Origin of the sequence: Hathewaya massiliensis, from assembly GCF_902143515.1 — a bacterium.
Classification (GTDB): domain Bacteria; phylum Bacillota; class Clostridia; order Clostridiales; family Clostridiaceae; genus Hathewaya; species Hathewaya massiliensis.
This window is the reverse complement of record NZ_CABFVD010000003.1, coordinates 262,719-284,669: the sequence shown is the minus strand read 5'-3', so window position 1 is coordinate 284,669 and position 21,951 is coordinate 262,719. Positions and strand designations below refer to the sequence as shown.

Here is a 21,951-nt window from a genome sequence, read left to right as displayed (position 1 = left end):
AATCAGCATCTGGTGACAATGGCATAAAGGTAACACTCCTTCCCATACCGAACAGGCAAGTTAAGCTTTATAGCGCTGATGGTACTGCAGGGGAAGCCCTGTGGGAGAGTAAGACGTCGCCAGGTAAGAAAAAAACCTTGTTGAATTTATTCAACAAGGTTTTTCATGTTTTACAAAATATTATCAATTGTAAGGTAATAAATTAATAATCAATGTGATATAATTAATAGACAGGGTTTATATTAAGCTAGAAGAGGAGGAGTTATGTTGGAAAAAGAATATAGAGTAAGTGAATCAAGATTTATCTCAAAAACTTTATTATTAATGGGAATTGGACTTTTAATAACTTATGGAATTGGTTTTTCGCTAACAAATATGATACAGTATATTAGACCTATGCATATGTATATGGCTATGGCTGCAGAACTTGGAGTAGTAATATATCTAAGAAGTAGGGTGAGAAAACTTTCACCAGCCAAGGCAACTATGTGGTTTTTTATTTATTCAGCACTTAATGGTGTTACTTTCAGTTTGATTTTTGCTATGTATAGTTTAAAAACTTTAGGAATAGTTTTTGTAATATCATCAGTTATGTTTATAAGTAGTGCTATGATTGGATTTACTACAAAGAAAAACCTAGGCGCTATGGGACAGTTTTTTCTCATGGTTATTATAGGACTTTTACTTATGTCTATAGTTCAGATTTTTATTCCTTTAAAAGGACTGAACTTAACAATTTCTGTAGTTGGAATGTTAGCTTTTTCAGGATTAACTGCTTATGATATTCAAAAGATAAAGTTTTTCCATTCACAGAGTTATAATATGGATAAAAATGATGTATATAGATTTATAATAATTTCAGCTTTAGAATTATATCTTGATTTTATTAATTTATTTTTATATGTTCTAAGATTGGCAAATGACGATTAGTGAAATATATATAATTAAGTAGATAAAACTTAGCACACTTGTGATAGGGAAACTTACATCAGTGTAGAACAATGGCAAACTAAGAAATAAAAATTAAGAAATAAAAAATAGGAAAGGGAATAGTGTAGTTCTCTTTCCTATTTTTATTATATTAAAAAAAATAATGTCACTATATAAAAAATTTCTCGGGAAATATGGTAAAATATCATATAGTGGGAGGAGGTTTATATAATGTTTTTAAAGCAACAGTATAGAGTTATTAAAGATAAAAATATGGGAACTAAAATAATTAAAGGGACCTTAAATTCTGGCAAAACAACAGCAGCTTTATCTAGAGCATTGTTTTTAAAGGATAATTATAGTTTGTATAGTGAAGATAGAATATTATATCTTGTTTCAGAGAAGAAAAAGTTAAATTATATAAATGAGAAATTAGATGAATTAAAAGGGATAAATACTCCTCTAGAATTTAGTTTTTTTTCTATTTTAGGTAGGGATGTGGAACTATATGATATAGAAAATTTATCATTAGAGCTTTATAAGGAGCTTTTTCCTAAAGAAGCATTAAAATTTAAGATCCTAAGCAATGAGGAAGATAGAAAAAAGATTATTACGGAAACATATCATAAATTTAAGGTAGAGAATCAGGGATTAAACAGAATAAAAATATTTAGAGAAGATAACATAGAAGCTATATGTGAAGAGATTAAGTTTATTAAATTAAATAATATTAATTCACTAGAAGAGTACAAAACTATTAAGAGGAGAGGGAAGGCTGCTAAATTAAGCAGTATAAGAAAAAATTCTAAAACAAGAGAAGCTATATATTATTTATTTAAGGAATATAATAAAGTTTTAAATAGTCTAGGATATGTTGAATATGAGGATATTTTGCATAAATTAATTGAAAAGAATCTTAAATCTTTTGTACATATCATAGTGGATCATTGTGAAAAATTATCACCAATGGAACTACAGTTTTTAAATTCTATATATAACCCTAAACCTTATAGTGAGAGAATTTTTATATTACATTCTATGGAGGACAAGGGGTATTCAGCTTTAATAAGTGGAAAAAGATTAAATCTAAAATCCTTAGGAAAAATTCAAAGACGATATAATTTTAAGGAAGAGATAATTGAAGATAAAGATAACAATTTAAGACATAGTAAAGAAATAGGGGAATATATTAATCAACATAATGGTAAGGATACAGAGTCTAAAAGTTTAGGCAATCACCTTAGAGATTTAGGGAATAATTCTATGGATTTAGAAAATAACTCTAGAGATTTAATGGAACATTTTAAGTTTGTAGATTTAAGACATAATAGGGAATTTGATTTTAAAAGAGATTATAGCGATATAAATGATATTATAGTATGTAATGGTAGCGAAGAAGAGGAATATGAAATAGATGAGTTAAAAGAAGTTCCTATGTTTACAAATATAGCAGCTGGAGAACCAATTATGATATCCTCAGAACAAGAAGGATTGTTCTTTTTACCTAAGTACTGGATTAAAGGTATGAAGGATTGTTTTATGCTGAAAGTAAGGGGAGACAGTATGATAGATGCTAATATAGAAAATGGAGATTACGTTATAATTAGACAGCAATTTAATGCTGAAAATAAGGATATAGTAGCTGTTGATTTAGGTGGAAATGCTACACTTAAGAGATTATATGTAGATAAGAAGGAAGTTTTACTTTTGCCTGAAAATAAGGCATATAGTCCTATTGTGGTAAATGAGGAAGAAGGTATTTCTATATTAGGTGTAGCTATAGGGATTGTTAAAAAACTTTAATTTTTAAATAATTAAGATGGGCATGTATAAATGTTATTAAACTTATTCCTTTCTATTTAAATAAACTAAAATACTTTAAATAAACTAAAAATATTTTAAATGAAATAGTACATTAGAATTTTATTATATTAATAATAAAGTTCTAATGTTTTTTTATTTTTTGTTATAAAAGTATTAAATAAAAATATTTTTATCTCATATTTAATAATAATATTTATTTTTTGTTATATAGGGATTAAATAACAACATTTATTTTTTGCGATATAGGGATTAAATAAGAATATTTTATAATTTTATGCATATAAATGACAAATGAATTTTTAAATTCAACTTAAGATATTACACAATTTAACAGTTAAAATGTGGTAATATACAATTAGTATATAGAATATTTATATAAAGTCTAGAGGGATTTGTTCGGGAGGGAATGTTTTGAGTTTGAAAGGAAATTTAATTCTATTTTTATTTTTACCTAGTGTGGGGATTGTATTTTATTATTTAGGAAATAAATTTAGAGAAGGAGTAAAAAAAAGCTTTCTTAATTTAGTTATTATTTTTTTTATATTATTGGATCAATTAATAAAATTAATATGTTTTAATATAAAAAAAGTAGGAATTGTGCCTGTTAAAAATGAGGTTTATTCTACGTTTAATCAAATTTTTAATATGAACATTAATATCTTAAGTCTTATCGTAATTAATTTGATTCTTATAGCTATTTCTATATGGGGATATAAAATTCATGTAAAAGCATATGGGAAAAGTCTTTGGAGTGATCTTTTTATTGTATTTATATGTTCTGGACTCATTTGTTCTTTATTGGATAAGGTTTTTTGGAAGGGGAGCATAGATTTTATTCACTTTAGCAACTTAATAATATTTGATTTCAAAGATGTATATCTAATAATGTCAATTTTTCTATTGATCTTTGAGATGATTTTAAATGAAAACATTGATATATTTACAAAGTGAAATTTAACAGAGCCATGATAAATAAGGATATAAAAACTACAAAAAACCACAAAAAAAATCATAAAAATACAACAAGGTAAAAAGATTTACACTTTGCAAATAAATTTAACCTATTATTAACGTACTCTTAACCTATAATTAACATAAGCTTATTACAATATACCAGGAGTTAAATACAGTATATTTTTAAAATGTAAAATTAACTCATGAAAATATATAAGTTGGTAAATGTAACGAGAGTTAAAGCCAATAATATAAAGTATTCCCTTATTATAAAGTCAGCATAGTATTGTGCTGACTATTTTTTTAAAATTAAAGCTAAAAATACTTAAATTACAAAGTGATTTTTAGCTTTAATTAATTTGCTTTATTATAAATTATGTTTAAGTTCTATTTAATTTCAGTTTCTTCTTCATTTCCCCAATATGGAAGGGTTATACCTTTTAGGCTGTCTATTTTCTTAGGGTTAAAACTTAGAGGAGAACCATTTTTTCTTTGAATATCATAATCTTTTAGCACATCAAAGGCTATTTTAGATAATAAAGTTATAGCAATTAGATTTAAGATAGCCATAAATGCCATAAATAAGTCTGCAATGTCCCAAACGATCTGCACTTTTACTAAAGCTCCAACTAGGACCATTGATACTACTAAAAGTCTATATAATATTAATAGTGATTTATTTTCGCTAATAAACTCTATATTATTTTCTCCGTAGTAATAGTTTCCTAAAATTGAGCTGTATGCAAATAGGAATATACATATTGCTATGAAAATCTTTGCCCAAGATCCAACCTCTGAACTTAGAGCAATTTGAGTTAATTGAATGCCAGTTAAACTTTGATTTGTATATGCTCCTGAAATTAATATTATAAAAGCAGTACATGAACAAATCAATATAGTATCAGTAAAAACACCTAAGGTTTGTATTAATCCTTGATGAACTGGATGTTCAACTTCTGCTGTAGCTGCTGCATTTGGGGCACTACCCATTCCGGCTTCATTAGAGAATAATCCTCTTTTTATTCCCATCATTATGGCAGCACCTACACCACCACCAGACATTTCTTTTATTCCAAAGGCATTTTCAATTATTAAAGAAAAAATATGAGGAATTAAAGTTATGTTTTTTACTACAACAAAGGCAGCTACTGCTATATAAATTAAGGCCATAATTGGTACTATAAACTCAGATACCTTTGCAATCCTTTTTACTCCACCAAATATAATGATAGCAGTAAGAGCAGTTAATAGTATTCCAGTGAATTTTGTATCTATTTTAAAAGCTTCTTTAAATGCAAGTGAAATTGTATTTGATTGAACAGAATTAAATACTAATCCGAAACAAATTGTAATAAGAATAGAAAAGAGAATTCCAAGCCAACGTTTATTTAGTCCTTTTTCCATGTAGTAAGCAGGACCACCTCTGTATCCATGGGTATCTTTTACTTTAAAGACCTGAGCTAGAGTACTTTCCACAAAACTAGAAGCACCTCCAACTAAAGCTATGACCCACATCCAAAACACTGCACCAGGTCCCCCTAAGGAAATTGCTATAGCAACACCAGCTAAGTTACCAGTACCTACTCTTGAGGCAGTACTAATACAAAACGCTTGAAAAGATGAAATACCTTCGCTTTTGTTAGATACACTTTTACTTAAAAGTTTAAACATTTCTTTAAAATATCTAAATTGAACGAACTTTGTTTTATAAGTGAAAAATAGTCCTAGAGAAATTAAAAGAAAAATTAATACATAGGACCAAAGAATATTATTAGAAAATGAAATAAATTTATAAAGTACATTCATAAATAATCAACTCCTTTTTCATTAGTATGATAATTTCAATTTAACATCAAAAAAAATATAGAAAAATTGTATCATAATTAGTATTAAAAATCAAATTTCAGAATATTTAATTTTGTAGTATTAAGAATATTTTTTATAAATCATAGTGTTAAAAATATGCTTTATATAGTACAATAAACTAGGATGGGAGGGGTAAATAGTGAAAACAGAAAAAATAAATACGCAAAATAAAATAAATTATAATATTAAAAAGAAAGACGTTTTTCTATCGGCCATAAAACAATTTTATGAAAATAAAACACAGCTTTTTTTAGGGCCTGTGCTTATTTTATCTGGAGTGCTTATAAGAACAAGAGCTACAAAACTTTTTTTACCTAATTTGCTTATAGCTTTTGGTGTTTTTTACATAATGTTTCCCTATACAATATTATTATTTAATATGACTAAGGTTAAAAATAATAAAATGTCTTTAGAATTAGAAGAAAGTACACTTAAGGTTGAGGATAATACTGGGGTTTTAAGGGTTAAATATGAAAATATAGAGGGGACTGAAGAGGATAAATATTATACTAGAGTAATGCCTAAAGATGGAAATACTGAGCTTTTAAAAGAGATTTTAATACCTAAAAAGTCTATAGAATCTGGGGATTTGGAAGAATTTGTGGAGGGTTTACAAAATAAACTTGAAAGTTTTAGTAAGGGTAAAGAGCTTTTTAAAGAGGAGTATACAGAAGGAAAGAGGGTATTAAGATATAATCTTTCTAAAGAAGAGTATAAAAATATTTTAAAAATCGAGTATTATAGTAGAAAAAAACATTTTGCATATGGCATTATATTTGCTGCTTTAGGTGGGCTTATGTTTACTACTAATAAGGGAATTGCTTTTAGTTTTGGAGCATTAGCTTGTCTATATATAGGATATCCCTATTTAGCATATCTATTAAAGAAAAATACTATAGATGAAGAGGATGTTGTTATCCATCTATCTAAAGATGGGTATATTGGTATATTGAGTAGTAAAATGGGGGTAAAAATTAGAGCGGGAAGTATTAAAATTATAGAAGATAATCAGTGGTTTTTAAAAATATTAATTCCTGTTAAAAAGGGAGTAGTTATGCACATACCTAAGAACAATATTAAAGAGGGAAGTGTAGAAGGGTTTTTAAAGTTATTTCCTAAAAAATCCTTTATTAATAAGAAGAACAGAAAATAAAATATAAAATCCATCAGCAGATATATACAATAGCTTGACAATAATAATGTATAAATATAAAATTGAAATATACATATAATAAATATTGGTTTAATAATAAAAAACAAAATATGATTATTTGTACAATGATGTATAAATTATAAGAGCAATGAAGCTTCTTAAGGAAAAGTCCTTAGGAAGCTTTTATTTTTTATAAATAAATCTTTAAAAGCAAGATTTTACAAAGTGAATTTTTGTGAAAAGTAAGAGTATATAAAATAAGGAGTGATAAAATGGATAATTTTAGCGTTAAACCCCAAATATATTTTGGAGCAGGTTCTCTAAAATACTTAAGTACATTAAAATGCAAAAAAGCTTTTGTTGTAACAGATCCATTTATGGTTAAGTCAGGAGCTATAAATAAGGTAACGTCTATGCTAGATGAAGCTAATATACCTTATGAAGTATTTTCAGATATAGTTCCAGATCCACCAATTTCTTTAGTAGCTATAGGAATAAAGGCTATGGATAAATGTAATCCAGATGTTATGATTACCCTTGGTGGAGGATCTGCTATTGATGCTTCAAAGGCTATTAGAAAATTTAGAGGTATGGTTAAAAAAGGATTACAACCAGATTCACAAGTGGTAGATCCAATGTTCATAGCTATACCAACAACGAGTGGAACAGGTTCAGAAGTAACTAGCTTTTCTGTTATAACAGATACAGTTGCCAATGTAAAATATCCATTAGTTGATGAATCTATGCTACCTGATGTGGCTATATTAGATGCAGACCTAGTTAAATCAGTTCCACCAGTTATTACAGCAGATACAGGAATAGATGTTTTAACTCATGCTATAGAAGCTTATGTTTCTACTAAAGCTACAGATTATACTGATGCTTTAGCAGAAAAGGCTATTAAAACAGTATTTAAATATTTACCTAAAGCCTTTAAAGAAGGTAGTGATGAAGAAGCTAGACAAAAAATGCACAATGCATCATGTATTGCAGGGTTAGCATTTACTAATGCATCTTTAGGAATAAATCATAGTATGGCGCACATATTAGGTGGAAAGTTTCATGTACCTCATGGAAGATCAAATGCAATTATATTGCCTTATGTAATAGAATATAATGCACAACTTAAATCAACATACACTAAGGAATATACTGTAGCTGCAGAAAAATATGCTGAAATTGCTAGATTCTTAAATTTAACTACTTCTAATAATGTTAAAGATGGAGTAAAGGCACTTATAGCTGGTGTTAAAAATTTAACTAAGTATCTTGGAATACCAAGCTCTATAAAAAATGCTGGAGTAGATGAGGGAGAATTTAAAGCCTTAGTTAAAGAGATGTCTGAGGTTGCTATGAAGGATGGTTGTACTCCAACAAATCCAAGAGTTCCTACAGCAGAAGAGTTAGAAGCTTTATTTATGAAAGTGTATTTTGAAAAATAATATATAAAAATATTTAGAAAAATATAAATTCTATTGACAAGCCTTTAACTTTGAATTATAATTATCTTAAATTAAGATTGTATAAATTTCTAATAAGAAACAATACTAAAACTGATACGATGATGTGTCAAGTGAAAAGAAAGCAATGGAGCTTAATGAAAATAGTTTTACTATTTTTGTTAAGCTCTTTTTTAGCGAAGACGCAAAAAAGTTTTAAGTTTATTGTAAATGGAGTGAAAGATGTGGAAGAAAAACAAAGGGTCATACAAGAATATGTACCAGGTAAGCAGATAACATTAGCACATTTAATAGCTCATCCTAATGTTAATATTTATAGAAAGCTAGGGCTTATGGAGGAAAACAGTGAAGCTATTGGAATACTAACTATAACTCCAAGTGAAGCTGCTATTATAGCAGCAGATGTGGCTACAAAAGCTGCGGGAGTTGATATTGGTTTTGTAGATAGATTCAGCGGTTCCTTAGTATTAACAGGAGATGTATCTAGTGTAGAAGCTGCCTTAAAAGAAGTTATTAATATGTTAACCACAGTTTTAGATTTTTCAGTTTCTAAGATTACTAGATCTTAGGAGGAGAATTTAGTGAAAAAAATAATGCTAATAGGTAGAACTGGAGCTGGGAAGACTACATTGACTCAGGCTCTAAACAATCAAAATATAGAGTACAAAAAAACTCAAGCAGTAAGTTATACAGATAAGGCTATAGATACTCCAGGAGAATATATAGAAAATAGATCTTATTATAAAGCCTTAATAGTTTTATCAGCAGATAGTGAAGTTATAGGACTTTTACAAGATTGTACAGACAATGAAAGTATATTTCCACCAACCTTTGGAGCAACCTTTGCAAAACCTGTAATAGGTATAATAACTAAAGTTGATCAGGCTAAAAGTGAAGAAGAAATTAAAAGAGCAGAAAATTATTTAATCTCTGCAGGAGCTCAAAAGATCTTTAAAATAAACCCTCTCTCAGAAGAAGGAACAATTGAACTTATAGAATATCTAAAAAAATAACAATTAATACTACTATTTTAATTTTAGTTATGATAAAATAATTATATTATAAAAAATTAAATATGTAGTAATAAATTGTAGTCGAATTATGCATAATAAGATATAGCTTATTGTGTAATCTCGATTTGTTCAAGAGAGGTGGAAAATATGGTTAAGAGAATTGTAATAGCCGATGACGAGCCTATTACAAGAATGGATCTTAGAGAAATGTTGGAGACTGCAGGATACAATGTTGTAGGAGAAGCTTCCGACGGCTTTGATGCTATAGAACTTTGCAAAAAGCACAGGCCAGACCTGATATTAATGGACATAAAAATGCCTCTTTTAGATGGTATAAATGCTTGTAAGATAATAAACGAAGATGAACTTTCAGATTCAATTATATTGCTTACAGCTTATAGTGACAAAACCTTTATAGAAAGAGCCAAAGAGGTAGGGGTAATAGGGTATTTAGTAAAACCTATTGATGATAGGGCCTTACTTCCAGCAGTAGAAATTGCCCTTTCTAAAGGGAAAGAGTTTAAAACTATCAAAAAAGAAGCTAAAACTGCTAATGAAAAGCTAGAGGCAAGAAAGATTATAGAAAAAGCTAAAGGCATCATAATGAAAGAAAAAAATGTAGATGAAGACAAAGCTTATGCTTATATAAGAGAGCTTAGTATGAATAAGAGAACATCTATGAAGGAAATTTCAGAAATAATTATAATGAGTAGCAGTTTAGAAGTGTAAAAAAAGATAAGTGTGGTTGATGATTATGAGGGATATAAAAACACTGTGCAAGATGTATACTCATTTGAATGATTCAGATATTAATATAATAGAAAATATATCAGAAATGCTTCAGTTTATAGCAGACTTAGTTAAGGCAGATGTTTTCATAGATTGCCCTTCTAATGGAAAAGCTATAGTTGTAGCAGAGGCAAAACCTTCCTATTGTAGCTCTATATATAAGGGCAGTGTAGTGGGAGAATTTGCTTTAAGGGAACATGAACCAGCAGTAATAAGAACTCTTGAAGTGGGTATGCCTACAAAGGATTTAAAGGGGGTAACTCAAGAAAAAATCCAGGTTAAACAAACAGTAGAACCTATAAAAAATAAAAAAGGCGATACCATAGGAGTTTTAATTATAGAAAAAGATGAAACAGAAATTATAGATAACACTAGAAGAATAGAAATCTTAGCTGAGACCAATGAAACACTAACAAATATATTACAAGAAAAAGCCTTATCTCAAGGGATGGTTCCAGAAGTTATAAAAGAAAATCTAAGAACAAAAAACGAATATTCCAATAATAATGATAAGAATATAACATATCATATAGACGATGCTATTATAATCTTTGACGAAAATGGAATTGTAAGATTCAAAAACCCTGTAGCTGAAGAATTATATAAAAACTTAGGGTATAAAGATGATCTTTTAGGCATGGATTTTAGTAATATATCCTTAAATAAATATAATTTTAGAGATATAATGAATGCTAAAGGTGCCGACTCTTTTGAAGTAGAAATAAGTAACATGGTGTTACAAGTTAAATATATAGTTCAAACTAGTAAGGTGTTAAATTTAGTTATGTTGATTAAGGATATAACAGATGTAAAACAAAAAGAAAAAGAATTGATACTAAAATCAGTAGCTATAAGAGAAATACATCATAGGGTAAAAAATAATCTTCAAACCATAGCTAGTCTTTTAAGACTACAGCTTAGAAGGATTGATAATGATGAATTTAAAAGTGCATTAACAGAGAGCATGAATAGAATTTTAAGCATAGCAACTACCCATGAAATATTAGCACAGCAAGGAATTGATGAATTAAATATAAAAGAAGTCATTCAAAAGCTAAAAGTAAATATGGTTAGGTGCTATAATATTGAAAATAGTAACATTGAAATTAAAATTACAGGGGACGATTTTCAAGTAGATTCAGATAAATCCACCTCTATAGCTCTCATTATAAATGAGTTATTACAAAACTCCTTAGAGCATGCTTTTGTAGATAGAAGCAGTGGAAAAATTGAAATTAAGATACATAAAGGCAATACCTATTCCACTATCTTTGTAATAGATAATGGTATAGGCTTTGATATAAACAATCACAAGAAAAACAATTTAGGATTAAGTATAGTTAAAAGTTTAGTTAAGGATAAGCTTGGCGGAGAACTTAATATATTCTCCAACAATGAAGGAACAAAAGTAGTATTCGACTTTATTAACTAAAAAAATATTTGTACAAATAAGTACAAAGATGTACTTATTAGCAAGGCAATGAAGCCTAGAGAATATTCAGTAGATATAAATATATCTATTGATAGTCTCTAGGCTTTTTATGTCCTTTAAATAAATAATGAAAGGAAGTAATTAAGGTGAGGGAAGAAATACTAAGTGTTGGAATTGACATTGGTACGTCAACTAGCCAACTAGTTTTCAGTAAAATTACAATTGAAAATTTGGCAACAAGTTTTTCAATACCAAGGATAAAAATAGTAGATAAAGAGTTAATCTACAGAAGTGATATATACTTTACTCCCTTAATTTCCAACACCAAGATAGATGGTAATAAAGTAAGAGAAATCATCGAAAGTGAATACAAAAAAGCAGGTATAAGCCCAAAGGATGTAAAAACTGGGGCTGTAATAATCACTGGGGAAACTGCTAGAAAAGAAAATGCTAACGAGGTATTACAGAGCTTAAGTGGTTTTGCTGGAGACTTCGTAGTTGCTACAGCAGGGCCAGACCTTGAATCCATAATAGCTGGTAAAGGTGCTGGTGCTGATGGGATTTCTGCAAAAGAAGATTCTGTTGTAGTTAATATAGATATTGGTGGTGGAACATCGAATCTAGTACTTTTTAAGGATGGAGAAGTAATAGATACAGGTTGTCTAGATATAGGTGGAAGACTTATAAAAATAGATCCTGAAACAAAGAAAGTTTATTATATATTCCCTAAAATAAAGAGGCTTGCCGAAAAAATAGGGGTTCATATAGAAGAAGGTCAAATAGCAGAAGTAGAAAAGATTAGAAAAATAGCTAAAGAAATGGCAAGAATTTTAGAAGAATCAGTTTCAGTAAAACCTAGAACAGAAGACTATGAAAACTCTATTACAAATAATGAAAGAGGAAAAGGATTAAAAGACAATTATAAAATTGATTATATAACCTTTTCAGGAGGAGTTGCAGATTATATTTACAATCATGATTATAGCAATCCATTTAAGTATGGAGATATTGGAGTAATCTTGGGAGAAGAAATTGTAAAGTCTTCATTGTTATCAAAAATTAAATTAAGAGAAGCTGTAGAAACAATCAGAGCTACAGTGGTAGGGGCAGGTTCACATACTACAGATATTAGTGGAAGCACCATAACCTACACAGAAGATGTATTTCCTATAAAGAATTTGCCAATACTAAAACTTTCAGATGAAGATGAAAAAGGTGGATTTGAAAGCATAGGAAATGCTGTAAAAGAGAAATTAAAATGGTTTAACTTGGATAATGAACAACAACAAGTGGCAATTGCCCTAAGAGGAATTAAAACTCCAAGTTTTGATGAAGTTAAAAAGCTTTCACAAGCTTTAATATATGGAATGACTGAAATCTTACAAAAAGATTTTCCCGTGTTTGTCATAGTAGAATCAGATATTGCCAAGGTGCTAGGTCAAACTATGTATATGGATCTAAAACGTAAAAATAAGGTTATATGCATAGATAGCATTAAGGTTGAAAATGGTGACTATATAGACATAGGAAAGCCTTTAGTTAATGGTAAAGTCGTTCCAGTAGTAATAAAAACATTGGTATTCAATTCATAATTATTATAGAGAGGTGAACACAGTGATACTAAAAACTAAATTATTTGGAAACATGTATCAGTTCAAGGATGTTAAAGATGTGTTGGCTAAGGCTAACGAAGAAAAATCAGGAGATAAATTAGCTGGAGTTGCAGCTGAATCTGCTGAAGAAAGAGTTGCAGCTAAAGTTGTGTTAAGTCACTTAACATTATCTGACTTAAGAAACAACCCAGTAGTTCCTTACGAAATCGACGAAGTAACAAGAATTATTCAAGATGACGTAAATGAAAGAATCTACAATGAAATTAAAAACTGGACAGTTGCAGATTTAAGAGAATGGATCCTTGATAACAAAACAACAGGTGCTGAGATTAAGAGGATTTCAAGAGGTTTAACTTCTGAAATGGTAGCTGCTGTTGCTAAATTAATGTCTAACTTAGACTTAATTCATGGAGCTAGCAAAATTAAAATAACAGCTCACTGTAACACAACAATTGGTGATGAAGGAGTTTTAGCAGTAAGACTTCAACCAAACCACCCAACAGATGATATTGACGGTATAGTTGCTTCATTATTTGAAGGATTATCTTATGGTATTGGAGACGCTGTATTAGGTCTTAATCCAGTTGATGACACTGTAGGATCAGTAAAAAAAGTATTAGAGAAATTTGGAGAAATTAAAAATAAATTCGAAATACCAACTCAAACTTGTGTATTAGCTCACGTTACTACACAAATGGAAGCTATAAGACAAGGTGCTCCAGCAGACCTTATATTCCAAAGTATAGCAGGTTCTGAAAAAGGAAATGAAGCTTTTGGTATAACAGGTTCATTAATTGCTGAAGCTAGAGACTTAGCATTAAAAGAAGGAACAGGAGCAGGACCAAACGTAATGTACTTTGAAACTGGTCAAGGTTCTGAATTATCTTCAGATGCTCATTATGGTGCTGACCAGCTTACAATGGAAGCTAGATGTTATGGATTTGCAAAGAGATATAATCCATTTATAGTTAATACAGTTGTTGGATTCATAGGACCAGAATACTTATACGATAACAAACAAGTTATAAGAGCAGGTCTTGAAGACCACTTCATGGGTAAATTAACTGGTATTTCAATGGGATGTGACGCTTGTTACACTAACCACATGAAAGCTGACCAAAATGACATAGAAAACTTAGCAGTATTACTTTCTGCAGCAGGATGTAACTACTTCATGGGAATCCCTCACGGAGATGACGTAATGCTTAACTATCAATGTACAGGATATCATGAATCAGCTGCATTAAGACAAACATTAGGTTTAAGACCAATCAAAGAGTTTGAAGCATGGTTAGAAAAATATGGAATTTTAGAAAATGGTAAGCTAGGCGTGAATGCTGGTGATGCTTCTATATTTCTTAACAAATAGAAGGAGGTAACAAGATGTTTTCTGAAAATGATTTAAAAAAATTAGTAGAGCAAGTATTAGTAGAAATGTCAACAAAGAAGGAAGGAAACACTACTACTTCAGTAACTAAAACTGTAGTTGATGAAAATGGAATGATTCCTGATATTACAGAAATAAACATAAGAGAACAACTTTTAGTTGAAAATCCTGCTGACAGAGAAGGATATTTAAAAATGAAAAAACATACACCTGCAAGAATAGGTATCGGCAGAGCAGGTGTTAGATATAAAACAGAAACAATGTTAAGATTTAGAGCTGACCACGCAGCAGCACAAGACTCAGTTTTCACAGATGTTCCAGAAGAGTTTTTAAAAGAAGCTAACCTTTTCTCAATTAAGTCAACTTGTGAAACAAAAGATGAGTATATTACAAGACCAGACCATGGAAGAGCTATTTCAAAAGAAGAATTAGCTAAATTAAAATCTAATATTAAAGCAAATCCAACAGTTCAAATATTTGTATCTGATGGATTAAGTTCAAAAGCTATAGAAGCTAACATTAAAGATATATTACCAGCATTAATCCAAGGATTAGAAGGATATGGAATCAATGTAGGAACTCCTTTCTTTGTTAAGTACGGAAGAGTTGGTGCTATGGATGTTATATCAGAAGAAACTGGTGCAGATGTAACTTGCGTATTAATCGGTGAAAGACCAGGTCTTGTTACAGCTGAAAGTATGAGTGCTTATATTGCATATAAAGCAACAGTTGGTATGCCAGAATCAAGAAGAACAGTTTTATCAAATATCCATAAGGGTGGTACACCTCCAGTAGAAGCAGGTGCACACATTGCAGAAATCATCAAAATTATGTTAGAGAAGAAAGCAAGCGGACTTGATTTAAAACTATAGTTTAGTTTAGGAGGAGAAATATATGAAAAATGATGCACTTCGTCCATCAGTTTTAAGTATTAAAATAATACCAAATGCAAACCCAGAAATGGCAAAAGAGTTTAATTTACCAGAAGAACACAAAAGTATAGGTATGATTACAGCAGACTGTGATGATGTTACATACACAGCATTAGATGAAGCTACTAAAAAAGCAGATGTTAAAGTTGTATATGCTAGATCAATGTATGCTGGTGCAGCAAATGCTAGCACAAAATTAGCAGGAGAAGTTCTTGGAATAATTTCAGGACCAAGTCCAGCGGAAGTTAGAAGTGGATTAAATGCAGTAGTAGATTTCATAGAAAGCGGAAATGCTACATTCTTCAGTGCAAACGATGATGACAGCGTTCCATACTATGCACAATGTATTTCAAGAACAGGTTCTTACCTTTCTGAAACAGCAGGAATTGAAGAAGGGGAAGCTCTAGCTTACTTAGTAGCTCCACCACTAGAAGCAATGTATGGATTAGATGCAGCAATGAAAGCAGCTGCAGTTGAAATGAAGGCATTCTTCGGACCACCAACAGAAACAAACTTTGGTGGAGGACTATTAACTGGAAGCCAATCAGCTTGCAAGGCGGCATGTGATGCATTTGCAGCAGCAGTTAAGTTTGTAGCAGATAACCCTACTGATTTCTAATTAGGTATTAACCTATGAAAAAATCAGCTTTAGGTTTAATTGAAACTTATGGCTTGGTTGGAGCCATAGAGGGTTTAGATGTTGCACTAAAATCTGCAAATGTAAGTTTAATAGGCTGTGAATATGTTAAAGGTGGTAGAGTTACCATAGAAATAACGGGCGATGTGTCTGCTGTAAAGGCTGCTGTTGAGGCAGCAGCCGTAGCAGTAGATGAGCTTGGATCATTGATTTCAATCCATGTAATTCCTAAAGCTACTAGTGAGGTTTGGGAGATGTTACAAGGTAGAAATATAAACACAAAAGATAAATTTGAACAAGATACTAAAGTAGAAGATTTAAAAAACGCAAAAGATGAAGTTAAAGAAGAACAAAAGAACTTAGAAGTTCAAACAAAAGAAAAGAACCCAAACAACACAAATGAAGAAAAAGCTTTAGAAAACACAAAAGAAGAAATTAAAAGTGAAGCTAAAGAAAATATAAAGAATACTAAAGATGAAACAAGAAATACTAAAGAAGAATTAGTAGAAAGCACAAAAGATGAAGTTTTATCTGACAATAAAGAAACAGACATTAAAGAGGAAAAAACACACGGTGAAGATATAGAAGTTAAGACAAGGGAAGAACTTCAAAATATGAAAGTTCAAGAATTAAGAACCCTTGCAAGAAAAATGGAGTTGACCTCTTTGACAAAGAAACAAATTAAATTTAGCAAGAAAGAGCAACTAATAGAAGCTATTCTTGATCATTGGAAGAGGAGGTAGCTAAATGGAGATATTAGATAGAGACTTGTATGCAATACAAGAAACTAGAGATCTTATAGCTAAAGCAAAAAAAGCTCAAGAAATATTTAAAACATTTACCCAAGAACAAGTTGATAAAGTAGTTAAGGCTATGGCAGAAGCTGCTGAAAAAGAAGCAGTAAGACTTGCAAAATTAGCTAACGAAGAAACTGGTTTTGGTAGATGGGAAGATAAAGTAATAAAAAATCAATTTGCAAGCAGACATGTTTATGAAAATATAAAAGATTTAAAAACTGTTGGTATAATTGGTGAAGATAAAGAGAACAAAATTCTTGAAGTTGCAGTTCCAGTTGGGGTAGTTGCAGCCTTAATACCTTCAACAAATCCAACTTCAACAGTTATATATAAGGCAATGATAAGTGTTAAGGCAGGAAATGCAGTAATACTTGCTCCACACCCAAATGCTAAAAACTGCATAATTGAAACAGCAAAAGTTATAACAGAAGCTGCAGTTAAAGCAGGTGCTCCAGAAGGATTAATTGGATGCATAACAGTACCTTCATTAGAAGGAACAGATCAATTAATGAAACATAAAGATATGTCATTAATTTTAGCTACAGGTGGAGAAGCAATGGTTAAAGCTGCATACAGCTCAGGAACTCCAGCTATAGGTGTTGGACCTGGAAATGGCCCTGCATTTATTCACAGAAGTGCTAATGTAAAATTAGCTGTTAAGAGAATTTTAGATTCTAAGACTTTTGACAACGGAGTAATTTGTGCATCAGAACAATCAGTTGTTGTAGAAGCACCAATGAAAGAAATTGTTAAAGAAGAACTTATTCGTCAAGGAGCTTATTTCTTAAACAAAGAAGAATCAGATAAGCTTGGAAGATTTATCTTAAGACCAAATGGAACAATGAACCCACAAATAGTTGGTAAGAGTGTAGAAGTTCTTGCAGGATTATCAGGTTTAGATATTCCAAAGGGTGTTAGAGTATTGATTTCTGAACAAAATACAGTTGGAAAGAACAATCCATACTCAAGAGAAAAATTAACTCCAATCCTTGCTTTCTACTGCGAAGAGTCATATGACAAAGTAGTAGAAAGGTGTATAGAAATCTTAATGAATGAAGGAAAAGGTCATACACTAGTACTTCATGCAGAAGATGATGAAGTAATCAGAGATTTTGCAGTTAAGATTCCTGTATCTAGATTACTTGTAAACACACCAGGTGCTTTAGGTGGAATAGGTGGTTCAACTAACTTAGTTCCAGCTTTAACTTTAGGATGTGGTGCTATAGGTGGAAGTGCTACTTCTGATAATGTAGGCCCAATGAACTTATTAAACATAAGAAGAATTGCTATGGGAACTAGAGAATTAGAAGATATAAAAGGTACTTCAAATAAAGTAGTGTCAAATGAAATTCCAGAAGAATACATTGACCTAATTGTAAACAAGATAATAGAAAAATTAGCTTTACAATCTAAATAAAAATTTAAACTTAACATATATAAATAGTTAAATTTAAGGAGGAAATTTATAATGGCAAACACAAATGCATTAGGAATGATCGAAACTAAAGGTTTAGTAGGAGCTATAGAAGCAGCAGACGCTATGGTTAAAGCTGCAAACGTAACTTTAATAGGAAAAGAGCAAGTTGGTGGCGGATTAGTAACAGTTATGGTAAGAGGAGATGTTGGAGCTGTTAAAGCTGCTACAGATGCTGGTGCAGCTGCTGCTGAAAGAGTTGGAGAATTAATATCTGTACATGTAATCCCAAGACCACACGGTGAAGTTGAAGTAATTCTTCCAAAGTCAGAATTCTAAGATTTAATAATGTTGAATTCATATAGATGTTCCCGAACTGAAAGGTTCGGGGACGTGTATATAAAAAGGGTGTGAGTACAGTGAGTGTATTAACAGAATATGCACTTAGATCTAAATTAAGAGGCGAAAACATTAAGGAATTTGTAGTAGAAAAAAATACTATAATTACACCATCAGCTAAACAATATTTACAAGATAAGGGTATAAAGCTTGTTTTAAAAGATGATAAAGCACCTGAAGGCAATAATCAGAAAATTGAAAAAGAGGAAGAAAATAAGTTTATGCCAAAGTATGAGGGACTTCAAGGCGGTTTTTATGAAACCAAACCAGAATTCATGACTCAACTTTATGGAAATAAACTTGTAGTTAAAGATCATAAGAGAATAATCTTTAGAGGGAAAATAGATAGCTTAGAAGGAAAAATACTAGAAACTCAAATCCTTGCTAAGAACTTAGGTAATAAAAAAGTACTTTCAGAATTAGAAGAAGTATTAAAGTTCTTAAGGGAAATAGCAAAGGCAGAAATACTAAATGAAAATTTAGGAGAGTTTTCTTTACTAGGTATGAATGAAGATGAATTAAGAGCAATTTCTCATAATCCTAAGAAATATATAAATGTGGATCATTTATTTTATCCATCTTATGAAATTGGAGATATGGCTGTAGCATTAAATCTTTTAAGAAGTGCTACAAGAGAAGTTGAAATTGCTGCAATAATGGCTTTTAAAAATGAAGAAGGCGAAATATCTAGAAAAGATATAGTTAGATATTTAAACAGATTAAGCAGCTGTTTCTATATAATGACCTTAAAAGCTATTGTAGTTAAAGGAAAATAGAGGTGAAAAGTGTGAGTACATTAGATGAGAGATTAGAATATATAGTTGAAGAAGTTGTAAAGAAGCTACAAGAGACAAAGGCAGAAAAAGATGATGACACAATTTTAGTAGAAGCTTCAGGGCGTCATGTACACCTTTCACAAGAGCATGTTGATTATTTATTTGGAAAAGGATATAAGCTAAATAGAAAAAAAGATTTATCTCAACCAGGACAGTATGCATGTGAAGAAAGAGTAACTTTAATAGGACCTAGAGGAATAATACAAAATGTAATTGTTCTAGGACCTGCAAGAGGAGCAACTCAAGTAGAACTTTCAAAAAGTGATGCAGTCATATTAGGCACAAAGCTTTCAGTTAGAATGTCAGGTGACATAAAGGGAAGTGCGCCAATTATAATTGCTACAGACAAGGCAGCTCTTAGATTAGAAGAAGGTGCAATAGCAGCAAAAAGACATATTCATATTACACCAGAAGATGCAAAGAGATTTAACGTAAAAGATAAAGAAGTAGTTAAACTAAGAGTTGAAGGTGAAAGAGCCTTAATATTTGATGAGGTTGTAATTAGAGTAAGTCCAAATTATAGTACAGCAGCACATATAGATTATGACGAAGCGAATGCATGTGGATTTGTGAATGGAACCCGTGGAACCATAATAAAGTAAAAGGGGTTTGGAAATGAAAGATTTTAAAGAAATAGACAATTTTATAAAGGCAGTAGAAAATACAATCAAAAAACCTAGAAAAGTAAAAGGGAATGAAGAACTGTTCGTAGGTGTAGATTTAGGTACTGCTTATATTGTAATTGTTGTTTTAGATAAAGACAGAAATCCAGTAGCTTGTGAAATGGAATTTGCTCAAGTTGTAAGAGATGGCTTAGTTGTTGACTTTATAGGAGCAACAAACATAGTAAGAAAACTAAAGAAAAAAATCGAAGAAAAATTAGGAGTAGAGCTTACAAAGGCAGCTATTGCTGTACCACCAGGAACAGGAGAAAGAGATATTGGAACTCACAAATATGTGGTAGAAGGTTCTGGAATGGAAGTTACATCTGTTTTAGATGAACCTACAGCAGCTAATGCAGTTTTAAAAGTTGAAAATGGCGTAGTTGTAGATGTAGGTGGTGGAACTACCGGTCTTTCTATATTCAAAGATGGAGAGGTTATTTATACAGCAGATGAAGCTACAGGAGGTACTCAACTATCTCTAGTTGTAGCAGGTGCCTATAAAATACCTTTTGAGGAGGCAGAGGAAAGGAAAAAGGATAAAAAGTATTATAATGAAGTTTTTCCTATAGTTACACCTGTAGTTCAAAAGGTAGCAAGAATAATTAAGGATCATATCGGAGATTTCGATGTAGACACTATTTATCTTGTTGGGGGAACCTGTTGTCTTAAAGACTTTGAAAAAATAATCCAAAAGGAAACAGGGATTACAACTGTAAAACCTTCTAATCCTTTCTTGGTAACTCCTTTGGGAATCGCAATAAATTGCTGTGAATAAGGAGAGATATAAATGGATTTCGATAAGTTAATAGAGCTTATTACAAAAGAAGTAATGAAGAAGTTAAATAAAGTAGGAATAGAGTTACAAAGCTTAGAAGAGCAAAAAATATTATTCCTAGGTAGCAAGGACGACAGTGCTTATAAATTTTATGAAGATGGATTAAGTGCTCTAGGATATAAAATTCAAACTACAGAAGAAAAAGAAAACATAAAAGATTATGTAGCAGTTATAATGCCTTCTTTAAGTATAAAGGAATTAAGTAATTTAGCCTTAGGATTACCTAATGGATTAAATGAAGAAATCATAATAGAAGCTATAATGAATGGCGTTCCAGTATATTTAAGAGAAGAAGAAATAGAATACAAAAAGTACTCTAATACTGCAAATAAAGTGTTTTTTAAGATGTACATTGAATACGAAAATAAGTTAAAAGATTTTGGCATTAATATAAAGAATACTGATAATATATTAAACCTTATAAAAGAAGGAAAAGCCAAAAAGAAAAACACTTCTGTTAAATCAGAAGAAAATATAAAAGTTAACAATATTGAAGAAGTAAATGCTGAAACATCAAAAGAAATAAGTATAGAAAATAATGTATACACAATAAGTTCAAATAGATTAATTTCAGAAAATGACATGACTAATCTTTATAGAAAGGGTATAAGAACTGTAAATGTTCCTAAAAAGGCATTAATAACTCCCCTTGCTAAAGATTTTGCGAGAATTAATCATATAGAGATTATCCGTGAAAAATAATTTAAGAGAGGTCTAAATTACTATGATAATAGGTGAAGTAATAGGTAATGTTTGGGCTACTAGAAAAGATGAAAAGTTAAATGGTTTAAAGCTTTTGGTAGTTAAGCCTATTGACTTTGGTGAAAACAAAAGAGATATTGCTACCATAGTTGCTGCAGACAGCGTAGGTGCAGGTATTGGAGATAGAGTTTTAATAGTAAAAGGAAGTTCAGCTAGAATGTCCAATAGTGGAGAAAGAGCTCCAGTAGATGCAACTATAGTGGGAATAATAGACTCCTTAGAAATAGATGAATAAAATTTAGAAAATGAGGGT

Annotated in this window: 22 protein-coding genes and 1 rRNA gene; 22 read left to right on the top strand and 1 reads right to left on the bottom strand. The window is 30.5% G+C overall.

What is annotated here, in order from left to right:
- Positions 1-8 precede the first annotated feature (8 nt).
- From rrf to FNZ64_RS08380, 4 genes are all read left to right on the top strand, one after another.
- A 5S ribosomal RNA gene (gene rrf / locus FNZ64_RS08395) occupies positions 9-125 on the top strand.
- Between the two features lie 139 nt (positions 126-264).
- Complete coding sequence (locus FNZ64_RS08390; protein WP_142414346.1) at positions 265-930, top strand: Bax inhibitor-1/YccA family protein; 666 nt, start codon at positions 265-267, stop codon at positions 928-930.
- Between the two features lie 231 nt (positions 931-1,161).
- A complete protein-coding gene (locus FNZ64_RS08385) occupies positions 1,162-2,733 on the top strand; it encodes a LexA family protein (protein ID WP_142414345.1) in 1,572 nt (523 codons plus the stop codon).
- Between the two features lie 432 nt (positions 2,734-3,165).
- The gene (locus tag FNZ64_RS08380; protein ID WP_185903722.1) at positions 3,166-3,705 is read left to right on the top strand and encodes a signal peptidase II; all 540 of its coding nucleotides are present in this window, start codon (positions 3,166-3,168) and stop codon (positions 3,703-3,705) included.
- 390 nt (positions 3,706-4,095) lie between these two features.
- On the opposite strand, the gene FNZ64_RS08375 is transcribed toward FNZ64_RS08380, so the two are convergent.
- Positions 4,096-5,514, bottom strand: coding sequence for an alanine/glycine:cation symporter family protein (locus FNZ64_RS08375; protein ID WP_142414343.1), 1,419 nt, complete (start codon positions 5,512-5,514; stop codon positions 4,096-4,098).
- A 199-nt stretch (positions 5,515-5,713) separates the two neighbouring features.
- Here FNZ64_RS08375 and FNZ64_RS08370 point away from each other — a divergent pair, with 199 nt between their 5' ends.
- From FNZ64_RS08370 to FNZ64_RS08285, 18 genes are all read left to right on the top strand, one after another.
- Positions 5,714-6,727, top strand: a complete 1,014-nt coding sequence (locus FNZ64_RS08370; protein WP_142414342.1) for a hypothetical protein — start codon at positions 5,714-5,716, stop codon at positions 6,725-6,727.
- 272 nt (positions 6,728-6,999) lie between these two features.
- Entirely contained in the window at positions 7,000-8,169 is a 1,170-nt protein-coding gene (locus tag FNZ64_RS08365) for a 1-propanol dehydrogenase PduQ (protein ID WP_142414341.1), read from the top strand.
- Positions 8,170-8,402: 233 nt separating this feature from the next.
- Entirely contained in the window at positions 8,403-8,756 is a 354-nt protein-coding gene (gene eutS, locus FNZ64_RS08360; protein ID WP_243129240.1) for an ethanolamine utilization microcompartment protein EutS, read from the top strand.
- 12 nt (positions 8,757-8,768) lie between these two features.
- Positions 8,769-9,200 carry a EutP/PduV family microcompartment system protein gene (locus tag FNZ64_RS08355; protein ID WP_142414340.1) on the top strand — a complete coding sequence of 144 codons (432 nt, stop codon included), beginning with the start codon at positions 8,769-8,771 and terminating at the stop codon, positions 9,198-9,200.
- Between the two features lie 147 nt (positions 9,201-9,347).
- On the top strand, positions 9,348-9,929 hold the full coding sequence (locus FNZ64_RS08350) for an ANTAR domain-containing response regulator (protein ID WP_142414339.1): 582 nt from the start codon (positions 9,348-9,350) through the stop codon (positions 9,927-9,929).
- 25 nt (positions 9,930-9,954) lie between these two features.
- Positions 9,955-11,421, top strand: coding sequence for a histidine kinase N-terminal domain-containing protein (locus tag FNZ64_RS08345; protein WP_142414338.1), 1,467 nt, complete (start codon positions 9,955-9,957; stop codon positions 11,419-11,421).
- Between the two features lie 146 nt (positions 11,422-11,567).
- On the top strand, positions 11,568-13,013 hold the full coding sequence (gene eutA / locus FNZ64_RS08340) for an ethanolamine ammonia-lyase reactivating factor EutA (RefSeq protein WP_142414337.1): 1,446 nt from the start codon (positions 11,568-11,570) through the stop codon (positions 13,011-13,013).
- Between the two features lie 22 nt (positions 13,014-13,035).
- The gene (locus FNZ64_RS08335; protein WP_142414336.1) at positions 13,036-14,403 is read left to right on the top strand and encodes an ethanolamine ammonia-lyase subunit EutB; all 1,368 of its coding nucleotides are present in this window, start codon (positions 13,036-13,038) and stop codon (positions 14,401-14,403) included.
- 14 nt (positions 14,404-14,417) lie between these two features.
- Positions 14,418-15,293, top strand: coding sequence for an ethanolamine ammonia-lyase subunit EutC (eutC, locus tag FNZ64_RS08330; protein ID WP_142414335.1), 876 nt, complete (start codon positions 14,418-14,420; stop codon positions 15,291-15,293).
- Between the two features lie 22 nt (positions 15,294-15,315).
- Positions 15,316-15,972: an ethanolamine utilization microcompartment protein EutL gene (gene eutL / locus FNZ64_RS08325; RefSeq protein ID WP_142414334.1), complete on the top strand. Its 657-nt coding sequence runs from the start codon at positions 15,316-15,318 to the stop codon at positions 15,970-15,972.
- A 14-nt stretch (positions 15,973-15,986) separates the two neighbouring features.
- On the top strand, positions 15,987-16,733 hold the full coding sequence (locus tag FNZ64_RS15020) for a BMC domain-containing protein (RefSeq protein ID WP_142414333.1): 747 nt from the start codon (positions 15,987-15,989) through the stop codon (positions 16,731-16,733).
- A 4-nt stretch (positions 16,734-16,737) separates the two neighbouring features.
- Positions 16,738-18,204: an acetaldehyde dehydrogenase (acetylating) gene (locus FNZ64_RS08315; protein WP_142414332.1), complete on the top strand. Its 1,467-nt coding sequence runs from the start codon at positions 16,738-16,740 to the stop codon at positions 18,202-18,204.
- A gap of 51 nt (positions 18,205-18,255) precedes the next feature.
- On the top strand, positions 18,256-18,540 hold the full coding sequence (gene eutM / locus FNZ64_RS08310; RefSeq protein ID WP_142414331.1) for an ethanolamine utilization microcompartment protein EutM: 285 nt from the start codon (positions 18,256-18,258) through the stop codon (positions 18,538-18,540).
- 80 nt (positions 18,541-18,620) lie between these two features.
- A complete protein-coding gene (locus tag FNZ64_RS08305) occupies positions 18,621-19,376 on the top strand; it encodes a cobalamin adenosyltransferase (RefSeq protein WP_142414330.1) in 756 nt (251 codons plus the stop codon).
- An 11-nt stretch (positions 19,377-19,387) separates the two neighbouring features.
- Positions 19,388-20,038 (top strand): phosphate propanoyltransferase, encoded by a 651-nt coding sequence (gene pduL / locus FNZ64_RS08300; protein ID WP_142414329.1) that lies wholly within the window; start codon positions 19,388-19,390, stop codon positions 20,036-20,038.
- 13 nt (positions 20,039-20,051) lie between these two features.
- Positions 20,052-20,876 (top strand): ethanolamine utilization protein EutJ, encoded by an 825-nt coding sequence (gene eutJ / locus FNZ64_RS08295; RefSeq protein WP_142414328.1) that lies wholly within the window; start codon positions 20,052-20,054, stop codon positions 20,874-20,876.
- A gap of 12 nt (positions 20,877-20,888) precedes the next feature.
- Positions 20,889-21,638 carry a hypothetical protein gene (locus tag FNZ64_RS08290; RefSeq protein ID WP_142414327.1) on the top strand — a complete coding sequence of 250 codons (750 nt, stop codon included), beginning with the start codon at positions 20,889-20,891 and terminating at the stop codon, positions 21,636-21,638.
- 22 nt (positions 21,639-21,660) lie between these two features.
- Positions 21,661-21,933, top strand: coding sequence for a EutN/CcmL family microcompartment protein (locus FNZ64_RS08285; RefSeq protein WP_142414326.1), 273 nt, complete (start codon positions 21,661-21,663; stop codon positions 21,931-21,933).
- Positions 21,934-21,951: the final 18 nt, after the last annotated feature.

Excerpts from the sequence above, each read along its gene's own strand:
- FNZ64_RS08390 (WP_142414346.1), top strand. The coding sequence starts at position 265 with ATGTTGGAAAAAGAATATAGAGTAAGTGAATCAAGATTTATCTCAAAA.
- FNZ64_RS08385 (WP_142414345.1), top strand. The coding sequence starts at position 1,162 with ATGTTTTTAAAGCAACAGTATAGAGTTATTAAAGATAAAAATATGGGA.
- FNZ64_RS08375 (WP_142414343.1), bottom strand. The coding sequence starts at position 5,514 with ATGAATGTACTTTATAAATTTATTTCATTTTCTAATAATATTCTTTGG.
- FNZ64_RS08365 (WP_142414341.1), top strand. The coding sequence starts at position 7,000 with ATGGATAATTTTAGCGTTAAACCCCAAATATATTTTGGAGCAGGTTCT.
- FNZ64_RS08350 (WP_142414339.1), top strand. The coding sequence starts at position 9,348 with ATGGTTAAGAGAATTGTAATAGCCGATGACGAGCCTATTACAAGAATG.
- FNZ64_RS08345 (WP_142414338.1), top strand. The coding sequence starts at position 9,955 with ATGAGGGATATAAAAACACTGTGCAAGATGTATACTCATTTGAATGAT.
- eutC (WP_142414335.1), top strand. The coding sequence starts at position 14,418 with ATGTTTTCTGAAAATGATTTAAAAAAATTAGTAGAGCAAGTATTAGTA.
- eutL (WP_142414334.1), top strand. The coding sequence starts at position 15,316 with ATGAAAAATGATGCACTTCGTCCATCAGTTTTAAGTATTAAAATAATA.
- FNZ64_RS15020 (WP_142414333.1), top strand. The coding sequence starts at position 15,987 with ATGAAAAAATCAGCTTTAGGTTTAATTGAAACTTATGGCTTGGTTGGA.
- FNZ64_RS08315 (WP_142414332.1), top strand. The coding sequence starts at position 16,738 with ATGGAGATATTAGATAGAGACTTGTATGCAATACAAGAAACTAGAGAT.
- eutM (WP_142414331.1), top strand. The coding sequence starts at position 18,256 with ATGGCAAACACAAATGCATTAGGAATGATCGAAACTAAAGGTTTAGTA.
- eutJ (WP_142414328.1), top strand. The coding sequence starts at position 20,052 with ATGAAAGATTTTAAAGAAATAGACAATTTTATAAAGGCAGTAGAAAAT.
- FNZ64_RS08290 (WP_142414327.1), top strand. The coding sequence starts at position 20,889 with ATGGATTTCGATAAGTTAATAGAGCTTATTACAAAAGAAGTAATGAAG.
- FNZ64_RS08285 (WP_142414326.1), top strand. The coding sequence starts at position 21,661 with ATGATAATAGGTGAAGTAATAGGTAATGTTTGGGCTACTAGAAAAGAT.